17 protein-coding genes are annotated in these 18,294 nt (G+C 31.3%); 13 read left to right on the forward strand and 4 right to left on the reverse strand.

What is annotated here, in order from left to right; genetic code table 11:
• The first annotated feature begins 1 nt into the window (after position 1).
• The 9 genes from IGL98_RS06835 (at position 2) to IGL98_RS06875 (ending at position 8,577) form a co-directional block, all read left to right on the forward strand.
• Positions 2 to 346 carry a hypothetical protein gene (locus IGL98_RS06835; RefSeq protein WP_206911549.1) on the forward strand — a complete coding sequence of 115 codons (345 nt, stop codon included), beginning with the start codon at positions 2 to 4 and terminating at the stop codon, positions 344 to 346.
• Positions 340 to 1,917: a DNA/RNA non-specific endonuclease gene (locus IGL98_RS06840; protein WP_339099601.1), complete on the forward strand. Its 1,578-nt coding sequence runs from the start codon at positions 340 to 342 to the stop codon at positions 1,915 to 1,917. The genes IGL98_RS06835 and IGL98_RS06840 overlap by 7 nt, the downstream gene beginning before the upstream one ends.
• Positions 1,918 to 1,941: 24 nt before the next feature.
• Complete coding sequence (locus IGL98_RS06845) at positions 1,942 to 2,295, forward strand: hypothetical protein (protein WP_206913371.1); 354 nt, start codon at positions 1,942 to 1,944, stop codon at positions 2,293 to 2,295.
• A 799-nt stretch (positions 2,296 to 3,094) separates the two neighbouring features.
• Positions 3,095 to 4,501, forward strand: coding sequence for a hypothetical protein (locus IGL98_RS06850; protein ID WP_206913372.1), 1,407 nt, complete (start codon positions 3,095 to 3,097; stop codon positions 4,499 to 4,501).
• Between the two features lie 57 nt (positions 4,502 to 4,558).
• Positions 4,559 to 5,263 (forward strand): HNH endonuclease, encoded by a 705-nt coding sequence (locus IGL98_RS06855; protein ID WP_206913380.1) that lies wholly within the window; start codon positions 4,559 to 4,561, stop codon positions 5,261 to 5,263.
• A gap of 522 nt (positions 5,264 to 5,785) precedes the next feature.
• Entirely contained in the window at positions 5,786 to 6,445 is a 660-nt protein-coding gene (locus IGL98_RS06860) for a hypothetical protein (protein WP_206913383.1), read from the forward strand.
• Positions 6,430 to 7,149 (forward strand): helix-turn-helix domain-containing protein, encoded by a 720-nt coding sequence (locus IGL98_RS06865; RefSeq protein WP_206913391.1) that lies wholly within the window; start codon positions 6,430 to 6,432, stop codon positions 7,147 to 7,149. The genes IGL98_RS06860 and IGL98_RS06865 overlap by 16 nt, the downstream gene beginning before the upstream one ends.
• Before the next feature lie 27 nt (positions 7,150 to 7,176).
• Complete coding sequence (locus IGL98_RS06870) at positions 7,177 to 7,605, forward strand: hypothetical protein (protein WP_206913400.1); 429 nt, start codon at positions 7,177 to 7,179, stop codon at positions 7,603 to 7,605.
• Positions 7,606 to 7,992: 387 nt separating this feature from the next.
• On the forward strand, positions 7,993 to 8,577 hold the full coding sequence (locus IGL98_RS06875; protein WP_206913402.1) for a sce7726 family protein: 585 nt from the start codon (positions 7,993 to 7,995) through the stop codon (positions 8,575 to 8,577).
• A 60-nt stretch (positions 8,578 to 8,637) separates the two neighbouring features.
• Here IGL98_RS06875 and IGL98_RS06880 read toward each other — a convergent pair whose 3' ends face one another.
• Together IGL98_RS06880 and IGL98_RS06885 are read right to left on the reverse strand one after the other, a co-directional pair.
• Positions 8,638 to 9,543, reverse strand: a complete 906-nt coding sequence (locus IGL98_RS06880; RefSeq protein WP_206913410.1) for a beta family protein — start codon at positions 9,541 to 9,543, stop codon at positions 8,638 to 8,640.
• 271 nt (positions 9,544 to 9,814) lie between these two features.
• A complete protein-coding gene (locus tag IGL98_RS06885) occupies positions 9,815 to 10,081 on the reverse strand; it encodes a hypothetical protein (protein ID WP_206913412.1) in 267 nt (88 codons plus the stop codon).
• An 887-nt stretch (positions 10,082 to 10,968) separates the two neighbouring features.
• Here IGL98_RS06885 and IGL98_RS06890 point away from each other — a divergent pair.
• Positions 10,969 to 14,355 (forward strand): AAA domain-containing protein, encoded by a 3,387-nt coding sequence (locus IGL98_RS06890; RefSeq protein WP_206913414.1) that lies wholly within the window; start codon positions 10,969 to 10,971, stop codon positions 14,353 to 14,355.
• 282 nt (positions 14,356 to 14,637) lie between these two features.
• On the opposite strand, the gene IGL98_RS06895 is transcribed toward IGL98_RS06890, so the two are convergent.
• Complete coding sequence (locus tag IGL98_RS06895) at positions 14,638 to 15,822, reverse strand: IS110 family transposase (protein ID WP_206842795.1); 1,185 nt, start codon at positions 15,820 to 15,822, stop codon at positions 14,638 to 14,640.
• Positions 15,823 to 16,140: 318 nt separating this feature from the next.
• On the opposite strand from IGL98_RS06895, the gene IGL98_RS06900 reads away from it, so the two are divergent.
• The 3 genes from IGL98_RS06900 (at position 16,141) to IGL98_RS06910 (ending at position 17,158) form a co-directional block, all read left to right on the forward strand.
• On the forward strand, positions 16,141 to 16,413 hold the full coding sequence (locus tag IGL98_RS06900; protein WP_206913510.1) for a hypothetical protein: 273 nt from the start codon (positions 16,141 to 16,143) through the stop codon (positions 16,411 to 16,413).
• Between the two features lie 213 nt (positions 16,414 to 16,626).
• A complete protein-coding gene (locus tag IGL98_RS06905; protein WP_206913508.1) occupies positions 16,627 to 16,893 on the forward strand; it encodes a type II toxin-antitoxin system RelB/DinJ family antitoxin in 267 nt (88 codons plus the stop codon).
• Complete coding sequence (locus tag IGL98_RS06910) at positions 16,886 to 17,158, forward strand: type II toxin-antitoxin system RelE/ParE family toxin (RefSeq protein WP_206913506.1); 273 nt, start codon at positions 16,886 to 16,888, stop codon at positions 17,156 to 17,158. Before IGL98_RS06905 ends, IGL98_RS06910 begins: the two co-directional genes overlap by 8 nt.
• A 106-nt stretch (positions 17,159 to 17,264) precedes the next feature.
• Here the strand turns inward: IGL98_RS06910 and IGL98_RS06915 are convergent, their stop codons facing one another.
• Positions 17,265 to 18,191, reverse strand: a complete 927-nt coding sequence (locus IGL98_RS06915; RefSeq protein ID WP_206912068.1) for an exonuclease domain-containing protein — start codon at positions 18,189 to 18,191, stop codon at positions 17,265 to 17,267.
• Between the last annotated feature and the right edge of the window lie 103 nt (positions 18,192 to 18,294).

Here is an 18,294-nt window from a genome sequence, read left to right on the forward strand (position 1 = left end):
AATGGAAGCTGATAAAATTGTATTAACCAAGCAAATTCAAGAAAATGAGCAAATTTCAGAGGATTTGAAGAGAGAACAACGGAAGTGGCAGGAACAGTTAGAAGAAAGCAAATGGCAAATGAAACAACAGACTGATCGAATCGCTTCATTATATCAAGAACTTGCTCACTTTGGTGATAAGACGGCTTATTATAACCAAGAGGAGATTCAGGATATTTATAGAAATGTTCAATCCGTCTTTCGTTCTCAAGAAGAAACAGTAGAATCTGCTTATAGAAAATCGAGTAGACAATTAGAGGATACTAACGAACGTTTGTATAAAGAGCGAGGGGCGTTAGAATGGTAAAATATATAAGTGCAGATTCAACAGCATTGATTCAAGGGTTAACAACGAATATCACTACTGCGAAAGGTGTTACAGGACAACTAAAGTCGGGTAGTCAATATTTAATTCAGTCAGTGGACGGTGAACAGTTATCTGGGGCTGCGTATACAGCAGGGAAAGGCTTATTCCAAGACTTGATTCTTCCAACTGTTGAACGTGTAGATAGTGCTGTTGATGCAATAAAAGAAGAACTCAGCAGCTATCAAGCAGCCGACGGATTAGTGAATAAATGGGCTGTTATTGATGAACAGGTGCAAAATGAATTAATTCAATCGTTTCAACGCCAAATTTCAGTGATTAATTTTCAAATTCAATGCTCAAATAAATTAGGATTACTGGGAAAACTAGCTAAAGGTGCTTTCGAAGCTTTAGCAAATTTTCAATCAGAAACAAATGGTTTATTTCGTGGATCTTTGACTCAATTAAAGATTGGGATGCAGGCAATAGAAGTATTGGGACTAATGACAGTGAATCCTAAAACAGGAGCCTATGCTTTTCCAGAAGGTTTTGATTCTTCGTGGTTAACATCAGTAAAATCAACGAGTGTAACCGCAACAAGAAAACAGGTTGCTCTAGAAAACGGGATGGACGAACTCCAGTTACCAAAAGCAGCTCGGAAATACTATCAAGAAATTATGAAAGAGGCATTGAAGAATGTCCCTGCTGATCAATGGGCAGCATCTATCAATGAGTTGAATCAGTTATTATTGTTTGATGATGACGGGAATATATTGAGAGTATTACCTGTTAATATGGGTGCAGGTAACGGAGTCATTATCTTAAAAAATGGCGTAAATGATGCAGAACTAACCGCACAAGCTAACAAAGAATTGAATGCTCAACAAAGAGAACTTTTAAATCAATCTCTGTTACAATTAGCAACAGGAGTAACTACAGCACTTGGAGGACTTGGGATAACTGGACTAAGTTTAGGGGGAACTTATTTTTCTGGAGGAACACTTGCCTTAACAGGTATCACACAAGCAGGAGTTGTGGCAGGCGCAGCGACTACAGGAGCTGGTGTGGCAATTGTTTCGGACGCTATTAGTAAGATGGGTGTTGCTAGTTCGACAGTTAACTATAGTTTTGCAAATAACTATAATCAGTACCATAAAGATTTGAAGCCGAATAATAAGTATAAGGCAGGGGAACATGATTATAACTATAAAACTGATGATTTAGGTCGATTGGAAAAAGCAGGTCCTGATGAATTGAAACCAAAAACTCATGATGGAAGACTTCCACATAATCCTAATACACCTGGTAAATTGCCAGGAGATCATGCAGGGCATGCCTTTGGGGATCGATTTGGCGGCTCTCCAGAATTGAATAATCTATTTTCACAGTCAAGTAAAGCAAATTTGAGTGATTTCAAAAAAATTGAAAATTCATGGGCAAAGGCACTTAATCAAGGTAAAAAAGTGATAGCAGAAGTTAAGGCTAATTATAGTGGTACTTCTCCACGTCCTGTTTCTTTCGAAGTTAAGTGGAGTATTGATGGGGTAGATTTTTCTCAAATTATAGGTAATTAAATAAGGATAGCGGAGGCTGAAAAATTGAAGAACATTAAAACTGTAATCTTAGATAAATACCGAAACAAAAAGAACTACGAGGAATTAGAAAATGGCATTTACAAAGATTTAAAAAATAAAAGATATGTTATTACATTACGCTTTGAGCTTGAGAATAATGAAAACTCACAATATCCTTTAGAAGATATTTTAGATAAATATTACGTGAACTGTACAAGTCATATTGATGAGGATGGGAATTGTATGGAAGTTGAGATTGAAGATGGCAATGACGACAATTTTGAAAGTCTTGAAACAATTAAAGAAATTGCTTCTTTAGTAGGAAAAAAAATATACAACAAAGAAGACGATGGTTACATTAAACTGGTTATAGAGTAAATTTTGAATTGCTGCAGTGTCAGCCACTATTTAAAACATACAACTTTATACATCTGGACAAGGTATACTAATTACTATAATAAATTCCTAGATGATGTTAAAGATGTTAGTTTAAAGACTGATGGTAAGCATGTGAGTATTTGGATTAAAGGCAGAGGTCGAGAAGTATTCAAGATGTAACAGTTGTCTATTGCACTTAGCTTTGGTAGAAAACAGGAAGTAAGATTATCCCACCCGTTGTTTTCTAACCTTAATTAGAGTACCTTAAATTGAGCTACTAGGCTAACATTTAAGGTGCTTTTTTTTGATTTTTGCAAAAGGAAAATAAATTTTGATTTATGAAACGAACGGACATATCAAGCTTAATGATGTATCACGTGCAGTTAAAATAAAACTGTTATTAGAGGTTAAAAGTGTAAAAAAAACTCACAACATAATGAAATAGACGAACAAGTATTTCATAAAGAAAGTTATTATATAGGTTAATTATTATGCAAAATGTTATAATAAAATATGAGAGATTTTAGCAGAAAATATGAAAAGTAGACCATTATTTATGAAATTGAATGAACAATCTGATAACTATAAGTGTACAAAACAAACAATTAATATCCTAAGAATTATTAACATTTATAACTAAGAACAGGCTTAGCTATAATTATTATAGAAGCCCGTTTTAGCAATTTTCAATGATAAGATATAGAATTGATTTTTGAAGATGGGGTTGTTAGGTAATAAGTATTTTATAGGATATGTTAATTCTTTAGAATTAGTATAAGTTGAGAGAGGATGGAATTATTTGAAAAGTATAGGAGATATCATTTTAATGAAAAAAGACTCAATGGAACCATATGAAAATAAATATGTGTGGTTTTTTCTTTATTTGGAAAATATTTATCTTTCTAAGAGTAATTGGGAAAATATAATTATCAATATGTTATCTGAATATGATGATGATGCAATAATGTATATTTTGGAAAAACTGACAGAACTGAACAATCATTTTTCTAGTGATCTAAGATCACTCTTGAAAACAAAAAGACACAGTCTGTATTCAGAAGGTGCGTTATTTAAAGATTTAAAAATAAAGAATGATCTTCATCCTAAATTTGTGATGTTAAAGGAAAATGATGAGTTTATCTTCCATCGAAAAATATTGAATACTTGGTTTGAAGGATTTGAAGATAGAGATGGGAAAATAGTTAAAGAATTTCAAACGACATTTCATTCAAGCTTTTGGGAAATTTTTTTATATAAAATTTTTAAAGACCTAGGTTATTCAATCGATTTTACTAAGAATAGACCAGATTTTATTCTCAAAAATCAGGAATATGAAAATCGTGAAATCTATGTTGAAGCTACGATTTCTAATATAAGTATAAATGGAAGAAAAGAGGATAATAGAGGTTTAGAGGACATCTTGGGAATGATGACCCCGCCTCACTTAAATGAAGAATTTGATGATGAAATTGAAGAAGCTGTGGTCAGATATTCAAGCGCAATAAAAACAAAATTAGAAAAATATAAAAATGACTATACTAATCTCAAATGGGTTAAAAATGAAAATCCATATGTGATTGCATTGAGCTCATATTCACAAGTTAATTATGGCAGGGAATATATTTTTGGGATTATAGCACTATTATATGGTTTATATTATTCTAAGATACAGAAAAAATTTATCAAAAGAGACTATGTTGAAAAAAAAGAAGGAGTAAAAATACCAATTGGAATTTTTGAATTGGAAGAGTATTCTGATGTTTCTGCAATTATATTTACTTCAAATCTAACAATAGGAAAGCTAACTGCATTAATAAAATCTCAAGTTAATTATAAGAGTCAGGAAGTATTTAACTTGTATCAAGATTTTACAGATGATGATATGACATTTAAAATAAATATGGCGAGTATAGATTCAGCAGAAGTTCTAACTGATGGAGTATGGGTTTTACATAACCCTTTGGCAAAAAATAAACTCAATCTAAAAGAATTTTATGAAGTGGGAATAACTAATTTTTTTGAGAAAGACAAAGAGTACTATGTTTATGGTAACCTGAACCCTACAATTTCTAGATTAGATATACCAAATATTCTTGTTCCGCGGTATATCAAAAGGATTACGTCAATGACAGAATTATATAATAGTCATGAGAACCTAGATTTTATAGATTATTATATTTTACCTGATTTTAACAAAATAGTTTAGTCGAAGTAAAATTAATCAAAATTCGATTTTTTCCATTGAATATTTGATAAGTGGAAGGTGAGAAAAATTATTGATCGTAGAGAAACTCCTGATGAGTATAAAAAAATTCAAAAAAAATTTAGAAGTTACCTTATTAAGAAAAATTCTGATGAGGATCTAAAAATGTCAACGATTGATACAATAAAATCGGATGCGTTTTATCCAGCACGTCATCCAGAAGTTGGAATGTGCTTTGAAGAAGTTTATTCATCAGTGGGAAATCTTGAAATATATATATTTCTATTTGAGGATTATTGGATAAATAAGAAATTAAAAAAGCAAAGTGGGGTAGGGGCTTATCAAAATGCATTTAAAGAATTTTTTTATTTTTTGCAAAAAAATAGGGAGGATCCAGTCAGCAGCGATAGTGTCACTATAAACTCAGAGGTACTGAGAAGTCTTATTACGAAAAGTATAATTAGAAGAGACATTAAAATAGTAAAAGAGCTGAAAGCTTTGTATGATAATGAGTGCCAAATATGTAATTTTAAGTTACAAGTAGGTAGGAAAAGCTACTATTCAGAAGTTCATCATATTCGTCCTTTAGGAACACCACATGATGGTGGTGATAATAAAGAGAATATGATTGTAGTTTGTCCTAATTGTCATGTTCAATTGGACAGAGGTTTTCAAAAATTAAATAAAAAGTCATTAAATATTAAGTCTGATCATAAAGTAAATGCTGAAAACATATCATATTACAATGGAAAAATACTAAATTGAAAGTGAGTTGATGTTAAAAATTATATTGATTTAATTAGTTATAAAAATAATAGGATGGAACTTAATTCTGAAATACCAAAATGGGACGATTTCCTAGAATATGGAACAACTAATAAAATTATTATAGAGTTGCAAAACATTGGATTTCCTAGGCATATCGCGAGTTTCTTGAAGAAAGAATACTTGGACTATTTTGTTATTGAAAACAGCATAATAGTAGATTTTTATGATGAAGAATTACGAATGAAGTTGAAGGAAAGTGATTTTAAGCAAGAGTATAAAGAAATTTGTGAAATATTTGGTTGGGAGTAATTTATTGGAATTTGAAAAGTATGACCATATAAAATTAGGAAAGCTTATTGTTACGAAGCTTTCCTAATTTTATATGGATTAAACTGCTGTCCCTATTCCATCGATAAAGGAAAAAGAACTAATTAAAGTATTTTTAGCTGATTTAGTTACTTCATAAGCTTTATTTATCTTGGTAAGATATATGTACAGAATAAAAAAGGGGGAAATCATATGCTTCTTAATGAGCAACTAGAGATTGAGAGGAAGAATAGAGGCATTTCTAAAAAAAGATTAGTACAAATTATAGAGCAAGGAACTGGGCTTACTTTTCAGGTAGATACTATTCGACGTTGGGAATCAGGAATTTCAACTATTGATCCAAGAGGGTTAGCATATTTAAGTGTACTATATGATATAACAATGGAAGATTTAGTTTCTGAGGATGTAGAGCCAGTTATAGATAATAAAGAAAAATACTACAAATTTGGAAAAGAAATAAGCGAATATTGCATGGTAGAAAACATTACAGAATTTACTATCCGATATGAAGTTGTTGATAGTAGAGATTGGATTGTGACACCAAAATATGATTTGATTATGCGTTGTTATGAAGATTATTTAAAACGTGAGCAAGCTGATTATTTTGTTTGCAAAGCTGCATACGAGGTGTGTAGAGATTGGATGGTTAATATAAAGGAACTGGACTATACTGATGACAGATTATATAACCGAATATACGATGATAGTGCAGGATATTTGGGAATTAGAGAAAAAAGAGACCCCATAGACTATTTAGATTTATTAGAGGAATTAGAAGCGGTTGTAGATGATATTTCTGGTTATTTAGAATTATTTGATACTGGAGGGTTTGATAAATGGGAGTACATTTAATAATAATAGAAGAAAGAAAAAAGAAGCAAATGACACAAGAGCAATTGGCTGAAAAAGTTGGTGTTTCAATAAAGACAATAGTAAAATGGGAAAATGATGCTGCTATGCCTACCTTAGAAAACTGTAAGAAATTAAGATCAGTCTTTGAGATTACACTAGATTATCTCTTAGAAGATAGTTTTGAATTACAGGACATGTACGATGAGTATGTCAAATTAGGAGAAAAGGTTCTTGAATTAGCGGATGAAGAATACCCTTTAGATTTTATTCAAAGTTATTATATTTGTGCTAGAGAGCCTAGCTTGGTAATACCTAAAAAAGCAGCAGATAGTTTTATCAAGAATATAGCGGAGAAAATAAATAATACCGATTACTATGATAGTAAAAAAATAAAAATGATACATCAGGAAATAAAGGACTTTTTATACTTTTGGTATAAATACAATAAAGGAAAGCATTTGCTTTCTAAAGATTTGAAAGCGAAGACTTTATTTATGAATAGTGTTTCTTTTACCAGTGAAGAAATAATTAATCAGCTAAAAAATCCAGAGGCTCAAACAAAACCAATTTTGTTACTACGAAATTTGATGATAAATAGACTGATAAAAGAATGTAACCTCCTTCAGTACAATATTGATGAGGAAATAGAAGAAGAGTTAGATTATAGTGGAGAAATTATGTGGCCTGTATCTACGTATAACTAGAATAGATTTATGAAAGGAATTATTTTTATGAACATAACGATTGATGGAATTATTGGTGGTGCTTTAGGTTTGATAGGCGTTTTTATCTCTTTGGCATATTCGTCGAAGCTGGATAAACAGAATAAGGAATTCCAGAAGCATATGGAAGAATCGCGAAGAGAGCATGATTTATGGAGTAAAAAGTATAGCACTTTAGTTCAAATGATTAGTTATAGGTATGATGTTAAAAGTAATGAATACTCGGCTGCGATGAATGGGATTACAGCAACTTTTTATGATTCAAAAGAAGTTATGGATGCTGTGAAGAGATTCTATGCTTATTTAGAGAGTGGAACAGTTGACAGTTTACAAGCAAATGAACGTATGGTAAATATATATTCAGCAATGTTTAAGGATTTAAAAATAGATCAGAATGTAGATGAAATTTTTCTAAGCAAAGTATTTAATGGAAAGTAAATTATACCAAGAGTTTATATTTACATTCAATTTGATTTAATTACGTAGTTGGCTATGATTGAACTTTCTTTGTCTAATCATTAGTGATTCATAGTAACGATGTACTCACTGCGAGATCACATATTTACTGCCTTTTTTTCAACTCTTTCTAATGAAATCTATATTGAAGGGGTAGTTGATTAAAAATAAAATTAGGGCTAGGAGCGCTGTTTTAAGTGCGTTCTTAGCTTTTAAATACTAAATTTCTTGAGATTTATTTTTTTGAAAACCTAAATAAGTTGTCATTTTTGATTTTAATTCTTATTTTGAGTAAACCTAAAACTGTGTTATCATCAATTTAGGTTTTAAATTTGTTAGTATTAATATTTGTTAAAAGAGGTGTCAACAATGCATAGATTAGATGATTCTTTAATAAGGGAAGCTTTAATCGAGAGACTAAAAACGTATAAAAATTGTACTATTATTGAAGAAATAACAGTTCCGACTGGAAAAGCCCGTGCAGATGTTGTGGCGATAAATGGACATGTTTGTGGATATGAAATAAAGAGTAACGTTGATTCTTTGGAGAGACTGCCGAATCAGCTGAAATGGTATGATTATAGTTTTGAGATGAATACAATAGTTACAGGAGAAAAGTATTACGATAAAGTATTGAAGTTTGTGCCAGAATATTGGGGTATTATTTTAGTATTAATTGATGAAAAAGGACAATTAAAATTAAAATTTATAAGGAAAGCAAAGTTAAATCCAAAATTAATTTTTTCAGATTTCGTTAGCTTTTTACCTTCAAATGAAATAAAAAAAATAGCTAAGAATGATGAGATATTAAATTCAATTAAATTAACTAAAAGAGAAATTAACGAAATGTTCAAGCAAGATTTAACAAAAGAGTTGGAAATGAAACTTCCGAAATCTCAAAAAATGAAATTGAAAGTTATAATTCGCAACTCTTTAAAATCTTTAATAGTATAAATTATCGGAAGATGTCAAATTTTTAATATCCTAATGTTTTATACTAATTATTCTGAAATATTATATATTATCTAGAATACATTTTTTTATATGGTGGGAACAACCAATTGAGACCCAAGTTGAAGGATTGCCTTTATTCTTTCCTGACACATGTACATCACTAATGAATTTATCGCCCCAAGAAAATGCGGGTGAAAAAAGACTACCATGACTTTGGATAATATCGCTACATACTTTAACAAAATCGTAAGGTGATATTCTTTGACCATTCCTATAAAATACATAGTAATTATCCAGCGTATATTTTATTTGTACTATTGGAATAACTTGGTTTGTCGATTCATAATCTAATGGTGAAATAGTAGTATAGTCTCCATAAATGAAAGAAGTGGTCGGAAATTCATTTTTGAATAAAAAATATAACTCTTTTTCTGCTCTAGATAATTTAAAGTTTTCGTTAGCTTTTTTAGGAACGCTCAAAGGAATATTTCCACTTGAAATGACAATATTTCTATTATTTAGTAGAGGAACTAACTTAGAAACATTATCAATTTCAGATTGGCTAACTTGGGGTAAGAAACCAAAATCAATAACAATATTTTTGGGAACTAAGTCGAGTTGATTTTCTAAGCCCGAGATAAATATTTGATCAATTTTTTTAGCATCAATTCTACAATGAGTTGGTTCAGAAACATCATAGGAAAATAGATAATCAACAGGGTAAACAATGAAAAAATTATTGAAGATGTTATTATCTCTTTTCAAATCTATAATATCTTCAATATCCAATTGATCTAGATTACGACAATCAATCCAAACAGTCCCTTTATAGCTTTTTTGAATGGATTCTAGCTCCTCAAAAGAACCTTCATTAATAATAATATTTGGAATGAAGTTTGATGATGGGGCAGTTTCTTTTAATGCTCTAATCTCTCCTTGCTTTTTTCTTAAAGTTGCAATGTACATAAAATCACCCTTTCTGGATTAATGATATCGCTTTCTATCCTAATAGTCAAATTATGATAAAAATAAATTTTAGAATATTGATGAAATTGAGAAAAATTTATTAGTAATATGAATAAGTTAGCTTTATCTTTTAATTTTTGAAATTATTACAAATTTCAAAATTATAATAAACTGTGTAAATAGGCTCACTGTGAGTAATTCTACGTATTAAAAAAAGTATATACTCTTTTCTGTTTAAGAAAGTGAAGAGTATATACTTGTTTATATTAAATTAAGCTTTCCCTCTCTGAACCATCCTCGCTACAATCTCCTCACTCTCCTTCAAAACTCCCTCAAAATCCCCAGTAAAAACCTGATACAACTGCTGACAAGAATAATACCGCATCCGCATATCCTTCTTATTCCTCGTAACCTTCCCATCAAAAAACTCATCCAAATAAACCAACGACTTCTGCCAAGATCGAAGCTTGATCAACTCACTCCGCACATCCAAAATATCCTGATAAGGTACTGCCTTCAAATTCTGTTCTTTACTCATCACTACACATCCATTCCTATTTTTTGAAAAACCAACAGGAAAATAAAAAACGATCAGACCTATCTGTGCCTCATCGTGTGCAATAGTTTGCCAAAGAACACATGAAATCGCCAAAAAGATGAAAGAATCCAGCAAAGAGACTAGTAAAATCAATCAAAATTAAGTACAATAAAACATGCGAGTACTTCGGTACGCGCTATCGGCAACTCGGACAAGTAGCGTGAGGCTGTTTATTCGGGGCCTTGCAACGTGATGCCAGTCAGGTTGTAAGGTGCCGTTTTTTATTTTTCTATTTTTTAACTTGTACATCGTTACGTTTCATTATCACCACCATCGATAAAAATCAGACCTAGAATAGAAACAAAAAAGGCATTGGCGCAATGTCCAATACCTGAATAAGTCAATAGTACCATAAAGAAACCTAGCAATCCTTTCTAGTGGTAGCCCAAAAAGAGACACAACAAAAAAGCTAGTGATTCGTTTACTATTGGCAAACTTGTGAGGACAGTTTTTGAAGTTTTCAAGACCATTTCCATTCGGTGCCAGCCAAACAAAAAGGTGCCAAGGATTAAATTGTCATAAAGTTGAGTGATGTTCTGAATCAGGACTTACTCAGCTTTTTTTATTTCCATTCTATACACTAAGTATAAATAAAATGACAGCGAGAATCAAGGCGAACAGAGAAAAAAAGCGAACGAAAATTTGATAATAAATGGAGCTGAGTTGAAGTATTTAACTAATAAAAAAGCTTCTTTTAACTAAAACCTAGGAATAAACTATATTTTTCATTTAATCTATATTAATTTCTACCAATATGTTATATGATTTAATTGAAAATGAATAATCTGACAAGATGTTAATATCTTTCGATAGGATGAGAATAAAAAATGAAAAAAATTATTGACTATTATAAAACGAGTTTAGAGCAAGCCTCTTTATCAGAAGTAAATCCAACAAAAAATAAGTCACTCCAGATTTCTTTTCAAGACTATCTTACAGGAGTTGTCAAAGATCTAAATGAAGAGACAATAGATCGCTTATTTGAAGAAAATGAGGAAGAGATTGACGTTTTTCTGTTTCCAATTCAATTGCAATCTGGATCTGGTAAATCTGAAAAGCGATTATATCCTTTAATTATCCCAGCAAGTCTAACCAAAAATGGTGAGTTGAAACATATAGCCTATGGTGTTCCTTGGATTCCAAGAATGTTGCTTGCACCAGTGGAGAATTCAAAATTATCTGTCATCGGAGAAAATGATGATTATCTTCAATTTATAGAAAGTCATTCTTTTCGGGAACTATCTTGGAACGAATATACTCAATTGACAAATGAGTTATTTGAGTATGTATGTAAACAAAAGATAACTGATTTCACTGAAATCTCTTGGTTTAAAAAAGTGGATGAAGATATTTTAATATTTAAAGGAGCATCCAATGGCGGAGCTGCTCAACGAATTGTAAAACTATATGACTCGATAACAAAACATAATGGAGAGTTACCATTATTAAACAATTTTTTAGGTAATAAGAATAGTTCAACAGATCCCAATTTACTATCAGAAACAAAGCAAATAGAAATGGACAAATTTCATTTAGGCCAAATGAAACCAACTTTCGGACTTTCTCCTAGCCAACGAGAAGTAGTTCGCCATATGAATACACTGGATAACGGGGAAATTATAGGGGTAACTGGTCCTCCTGGGACAGGAAAAACAACCTTGCTGCAAAGTATCATCGCTTCAAACTGGATCAAAGCCGCTATTGATCAAAAACAACCGCCAATTTGTGTTGTTTCCTCAACCAATAATCAAGCTGTAACGAATGTCATTGAAAGCTTCCAAATAGATAACAGCCAAGGAACTAGTTTTGATTTGAATTACTTTCCAGATTTTTCAGAATTATATTCACTAAAGAAAAACTTCGATTTATTTGAAGAGCGCTGGATTCCTCAGCTAGACAGTTATGGTCTGTATATTGTGAATAAAAAGAAATATTCTGAGGCATCTTTAGCTGCGATGAAAGCAAAAATTAGCAGTGATAATAGTAAATATTTAGAAAGAATGGAATCAATTGAGTTTTTAGAACAAGCAAAACTGAATTTTTTATCAAATTTTGAACAAACTTTTAATAAAAAAGACTGTACCACTAAACAAGCTAAAAAAGAAATTCATCGTTGGTTAGTGATGCTATCTAGAGACTTGCATGATCTTATTGAATTTCACTCAAAAGCAAAAAACTATAAAGCAATGATAGCAGAAATGAATAATCTGATGGGTAAGATTAATAATTCGATAGACGAAAATCAATTAAAGCTCACAACATTAAAAACAACCTGTTTTGAGTGGGAAACATTTAATTCCAAAGCAAGTAATATTTTAGATATTATTCCACACCTAAAACAAAAACGTGAACAAGAAAGAAAACAGAAATTCTGTCAACTCAATGAGCTTTCCTCAATTGAGGAGTTAGAAAGCTTATTAGAAAATGAAAAACAATTAGCCAAATCTCTATTAGCTAAAAAAGAGCAACTATCAATGAACGATAAAACTATAAAGAATGAAGAACAACGCTATCAACTACTCTTAAAAAGATATCATCTAGATCAAGTTCTAAGTTACGATCATCTCAATGAACACTTAGATAAAACGATTAGGTATTTATTATTTTTATTTGCAACGCATTATTGGGAAGCAGAGTGGCTCATTTCCATCGACGAAATGAACGAAAAAGAGCAACTACCTAATTCTGTTAAAACAATAAAAGAATATCAACAAAGATGGATCAGAAGTGCTATGTTGACACCTTGTATTGTTGGAACACTTTACCAAGTACCAGTGTTTTTCTCTTATGAAAATAAGCCGATGTTTAATTTTATTGATTTATTAATTACGGATGAATCAGGGCAAGTTAGTCCTGAAATAAGCACAGCTAGCCTGTCGCTTGCAAGAAAATATTTAGCAGTTGGTGATACAAAACAAATTGAGCCTATTTGGAACATGGCAACGGAAGTAGATAAAGGAAATATTCTTAAATTACTTACAACGAATCAAGATGAAATGTCGCTATTCATGAATAGTGGGCTATCAGCATCTTGTGGTAATCTGATGAAAGTTGCTCAAAATAGAAGTAAATTCCATAAATATACGCATTTAAGTGGTGGGTTATTTTTGAGTGAACATCGTAGGTGTCTACCGGAAATTATCACTTATTGTAACACTTTGGCATATGATGGAAAACTAGAAGCAAAACGAAAAGAAGAAGAGAGTTATTATAAAGATAAACTACCACCTATGGGCTACGGACATATTATCGGGAAAATGATGCGAAAAGATAATAGTATGGCAAATGTAATAGAAGCTAGAACGATAGCAAATTGGATCAATGATCAAAAAGATACATTATTGAAAATGTATAACAAGAAAACAATTGGAGAGGTTATCGCAGTAGTTACACCTTTTAAAGCGCAAAAAATTGTGATAAACAATGAATTAAAAAAATTAGGTTTTAAAGAAAAGGAGATTGTTGTCGGTACAGTACATGCATTGCAAGGTGCTGAAAAATCTGTAGTAATTTTTTCAACTGTTTATGATTTTTCTTATAAAGGTACTTACTTTTTTGATAAAAGTGTTCACATGTTAAATGTTGCTGTATCTAGAGCTAAAGATAGTTTTTTAGTTTTTGGAGATACAAATATTTTTAGTTTAGATGGGAATTTACCTTCTGCGCAGCTGGCAAAAGTTATTTTTGCGTCAGAACACAATGCCATTCATGGGTTAGAAAAATACAATAGAGTATCAGAGGGAAATGTCCAAAGAATAGAAGGTGTTCCAGATCATGATGACTATTTAAAAAAACTGATTAATCGAACAGAGAAATGTATTCATATTGTTTCACCCTATGTATCTTATTATACTTTAAAAAATTATTGTTCTGAGTTATTGAATTTGATACAACAAAAAGTGATAGAAGGAAAAGAAATTTTTATCTATACGTCTCCTTCTATCAATCAAAGTAGGAAAGGAAGTTATGAATATGGTAGAAAACTGCTAGAGCAGACAGGTGCCAAGTTAATTGATCTAAATCGTGTTCATAGCAAAATGATTATTGTAGACAAACTTGCTTTAGTAGACGGATCATTCAATTGGTTTTCAGCTAGTAGAGAAAAAGATTATGCATACTATAATTGGGATACTTCTATCGTTTTTTATGGTAAAGACGCTAGTGAAATGATTGACAGTCGATTGGAATTATTGGAGGAAAGAGTAATGAAGTGAATTTAGGCGAATAAAAACGGATATTTATCTGCCTAAATAGTGGATATAGATATAATCGAAAGTTTTTGTATCATATTCTTTAATTGTCATTCTACTTTTTATCAAAGTATTTATGTTGTTACATTTGTATTTTAATTGGTTGTTGTTCAAATGAAAGTCGTTAGGATAATTAATTTGAAAGACTAACTATAAGAAGTCAAGTAAAGAATAAAAGAATTAGTCCAAAATTTAATAACAAAAAAATGCATAACAAATAAGAGAAAGCAAAGGTATTTTTTTGAGTTACATTCGTATTTCGTAAGGTTCGTTCTTTTTGAGAATCGCATGAACGATGTAACATAACTTTCTGGAAACTGCTCCAAGAGCTGTGAGGTGGTGTTTCCCTTCAGAACGTTTCTTTTCGTAGAAGGCTTTAAGAACAGGATCATGTTGTACTGCAATTAAAGCAGCTGAAAATAAGGCTTTTCTAAGATAAGGGGAACCACGTTTACTCATAACGTTATGTGTTGCTTGATATTGACCAGACTGAGAAACAGTCGCGTCTAGACCAGCGTATGCGACTAATTTTGTAGGATTGGAAAATTTACTAATGTCTCCAATTTCCCCAAGAATAGTAGCGCCATTGATTGGTCCGATCCCTGGGATCGTTTCAATGACAGAATGCAGAGTAACCATGATTTTTTTGATTTCAGTTTCAGTATCTTTAATTTGGGCTTCCAGAAATTTAAGTTGTTCAATCATTGATCGTAATTGGAAAGTAAAGGTCTCTTGAGCAAAAGTAATACCAAAAGATCGACTCGCAGCACTTTTTAAGGCATTGGCTTTATCTATCCCTAAACGATTGTGACTCGCTTCTTTAAGTAGTTTCGCAAGAGTATTCGCAGAGATATCATGGAGTGTTTCAGGAGAACTAAATTCAAGTAAAATTTCTTTTGATGCTTTACCAAAAACACCTGATTTACCGAATACTGAGTCATACTCAGGGAAAACTTGGTCTAATACGGCAATGATTTTACGTTTAAAGTCACTCGCTGTCCCAACTAGGTAAGTACGATAACGGGAAAGCTGTTTAAGAGAAAAAATATTTTCATCAGAGAGTGTCGTTTCAACAAAGGAACCGAAGCGAATCAGATCTGCAATTAAAACTGAATCAATAATATCATTCTTACGTTTACGAATTTCTGTCCCTTTACGCCACCCATCCGTTTGGATGGGGTTAAGAACATGAATTAAAAACTCTTTTTCATGTAAGTATGAAAAAACCGTTAACCAATAATGACCGGTAGCTTCCATACCTACAGTAAAATCATCTGATGAAGAAGAAAAATCATGAATTTTTCCAAGTAATTTTTCTCCACCTTCAATGGTATTCGGAAAAGAAAATCCTTTAAGAACAACCTTTCCTTCATCATTCATGATTGAAGCAACATGGGAACGTTTCCCAATATCAATTCCAATGTAGAACATAATTATACCGCCTTCATAAGGATTTGGATTGAAATCCACTCAACTGAAAAGCGTTACTACCTTGTTCTAGATACGGAGTAAAGCCAGAAGGCTTTCAACATCTAACTCATTCGTAAACAGCTAAACAGAGAGAGGTGTCAGTCTTTCGATGACGAGCTCATAGACTCAAGGAGAAAACGACATAGCCTCTCAATCCAGTAATTATATTATCTCAAATTTATTGAGTTAATACCTAATGAAAAATAACAATGGTTCATAAGGTTATCCACTAAAATCGGAAGATTAAAACCTTAAATATAATATACAAGGAGTAATAATATGGCAAGAGATTTAGAAGAAAACTTATATAACATAAGAATGAAAGCTGAACAGATTAGAGCGTTGGAATTTATTGAGGTTGATGCTATTGAAAAAGCGTCTGGCTCCACTAAAAGAATAGCTAAAAATGACAATGACGAACTTTTTTGGTTGGGACGTGAATTTAATATATTGTTTAAAGAACAATTTCAATATTTGTTGGAACTTGGGATAAAATTAAGTGAAGAAATAGAAGGACTTGTTGAAGAAGCTGAAGGGTTGGCGGGAATATAATATTCTTGATCCTAATATTATATGGTAAAAAGTAGAGTAACTAAAATAATAATAGATTATGATTACACGGATGTAAGATTTATTATTAAAGAAATTTTAATCGAAAACTAGGAACAAATATATAACTGTTCCTAGTTTTTTTTGTTGTTACTATGTTGCTAAAATGTTGTTAAGTAGTATAATATAGAAAAAGAATCGAAAAGAGGGATAAAGATGCCGACAGTAAAAAAAAAACCAATTCATATTTCAGTTGATGAAGATTTGAAAGAACAAGCAGAACAACTTTTTAATGAATTAGGCTTGAATATGACAAGTGCTATCAATGTATTTTTAAAACAAGCAGTGACAGAACAAGCCATTCCTTTTGAAATTCGAAAAGCGAATAAAGATACCATAGAAGCCTTAAACGATGTGAAAAGCAAGCAGTTACACGGAGGATTTACTTCCGTTGAGGACTTAATGGAGGATTTGAATGCTTGAGATTTTTTATACATCAAGATTTAAAAAAGATTATAAGAAAATTGTGAAACAAAGGAAAATGATTTCTGAATTTGAAAAAGTTGTTACATTACTTCAAAATCAAAAAACACTTCCTGAAAGGTATAAAGATCATAATTTGACTGGAAATTATGTAGGATTTCGAGAATGTCATATTACGCCAGATTGGTTGTTAATTTATCAAATAGATCATGATCAACTTGTGTTAGTATTGACAAGAACTGGATCGCATAGTGAGTTATTTTAGATCAATATGAAGTTAAAACATACTAAGATTAGAGGGTAAACTCATCCGTCGATAAGTTTACCCTCTAATCTTAGTATGTTTTTCTATTAAAAAACCTAATAATAAATTATTCATTCATTAGTTTCAGAAAATCATTTTCTCCTAATAATTGAACATCTAACCCTTTAGCTAACATTCCCTCAGCCTTCTTTATCTTAGAGCTTTTGCCGGAACTATCAACTTTCGATAAGTCTTGTTCACCCATAACTAAAAAATTGGTTTGTTGATTCACACCATTCTGTGGTGTACCGCCAATGTTTTTTACAAGCTGCATAGCGTCACGTCTATTCATTGAAATAAGAGTTCCAGTGAAAACAATATTTTTTTGATAAAATTCATGATCTTGATTAAAAGTACTAGAATCAGCTTCCGTAAGAGAAAGAGTCAAATTTTTAGAAGATGAATTAGCTTTTTTTCTAAATCCGCTAAAATCAGAATGGGTAACTTTACCTAAGTACTTATAATTAGCATGCTCTAAAAGCTCTTCTGTTGTCATACTGGAGTTAAGTTTAGCAAGTTCAAGCAATAGTAGTCCACATGCTCGTGCGTCTTCTAATGCATCATGATGCTGAAAAGAAATATTAAATTCTTTTGCTAAATTTTTTAGTTTATAAGATAGCCTTGTTAATAGAGCACGAGAAAGTTGATAAGTGCAAAGATAATTAAATTCAAAATTTTCTAAATCATATTTAGCATTTGCGTCTCTAATAGCACCAGTATCAAATTGAGCAAAGTGACAAACAATTGGTGAATCTCCAATAAATTCAATTAGGTTAGGTCGTAATATTTCATATGAAGGTGATTCTTTTACCAGATCATAATCGATGCCATGAATATTAGTATTAAAAGAATCAAATTTTTCTTCAGGATTAATAAGACTATAAAACTCATTAGTTATTAGACCATTTTCGAATTTAACAAGTCCAATTGAGCATATACTGTGTCTGTTGTCATTGGCTGTTTCTACATCTAAAGCAATAAAAGTATCTTTCACAAAATATTCCTTCTTTCTCAATGAATTGGATAACTATTGAATTACCACTATTATAAAACTTTGGGAAATTAAATGCTATCTAATTATTGTGGATTTTATTATA

The organism is Enterococcus sp. DIV0840, assembly GCF_050527835.1.
In the GTDB taxonomy this organism is placed as follows: Bacteria; Bacillota; Bacilli; order Lactobacillales; family Enterococcaceae; genus Enterococcus_L; species Enterococcus_L ureasiticus.

Bases quoted from the DNA above. Each gene is read 5' to 3' on its own strand.
- IGL98_RS06905 (WP_206913508.1), top strand. From the start codon at position 16,627: ATGCCGACAGTAAAAAAAAAACCAATTCATATTTCAGTTGATGAAGAT.
- IGL98_RS06875 (WP_206913402.1), top strand. From the start codon at position 7,993: ATGCATAGATTAGATGATTCTTTAATAAGGGAAGCTTTAATCGAGAGA.
- IGL98_RS06895 (WP_206842795.1), bottom strand. From the start codon at position 15,822: ATGTTCTACATTGGAATTGATATTGGGAAACGTTCCCATGTTGCTTCA.
- IGL98_RS06880 (WP_206913410.1), bottom strand. From the start codon at position 9,543: ATGTACATTGCAACTTTAAGAAAAAAGCAAGGAGAGATTAGAGCATTA.
- IGL98_RS06865 (WP_206913391.1), top strand. From the start codon at position 6,430: ATGGGAGTACATTTAATAATAATAGAAGAAAGAAAAAAGAAGCAAATG.
- IGL98_RS06885 (WP_206913412.1), bottom strand. From the start codon at position 10,081: ATGAGTAAAGAACAGAATTTGAAGGCAGTACCTTATCAGGATATTTTG.
- IGL98_RS06835 (WP_206911549.1), top strand. From the start codon at position 2: ATGGAAGCTGATAAAATTGTATTAACCAAGCAAATTCAAGAAAATGAG.
- IGL98_RS06870 (WP_206913400.1), top strand. From the start codon at position 7,177: ATGAACATAACGATTGATGGAATTATTGGTGGTGCTTTAGGTTTGATA.
- IGL98_RS06900 (WP_206913510.1), top strand. From the start codon at position 16,141: ATGGCAAGAGATTTAGAAGAAAACTTATATAACATAAGAATGAAAGCT.
- IGL98_RS06840 (WP_339099601.1), top strand. From the start codon at position 340: ATGGTAAAATATATAAGTGCAGATTCAACAGCATTGATTCAAGGGTTA.
- IGL98_RS06890 (WP_206913414.1), top strand. From the start codon at position 10,969: ATGAAAAAAATTATTGACTATTATAAAACGAGTTTAGAGCAAGCCTCT.
- IGL98_RS06860 (WP_206913383.1), top strand. From the start codon at position 5,786: ATGCTTCTTAATGAGCAACTAGAGATTGAGAGGAAGAATAGAGGCATT.
- IGL98_RS06910 (WP_206913506.1), top strand. From the start codon at position 16,886: ATGCTTGAGATTTTTTATACATCAAGATTTAAAAAAGATTATAAGAAA.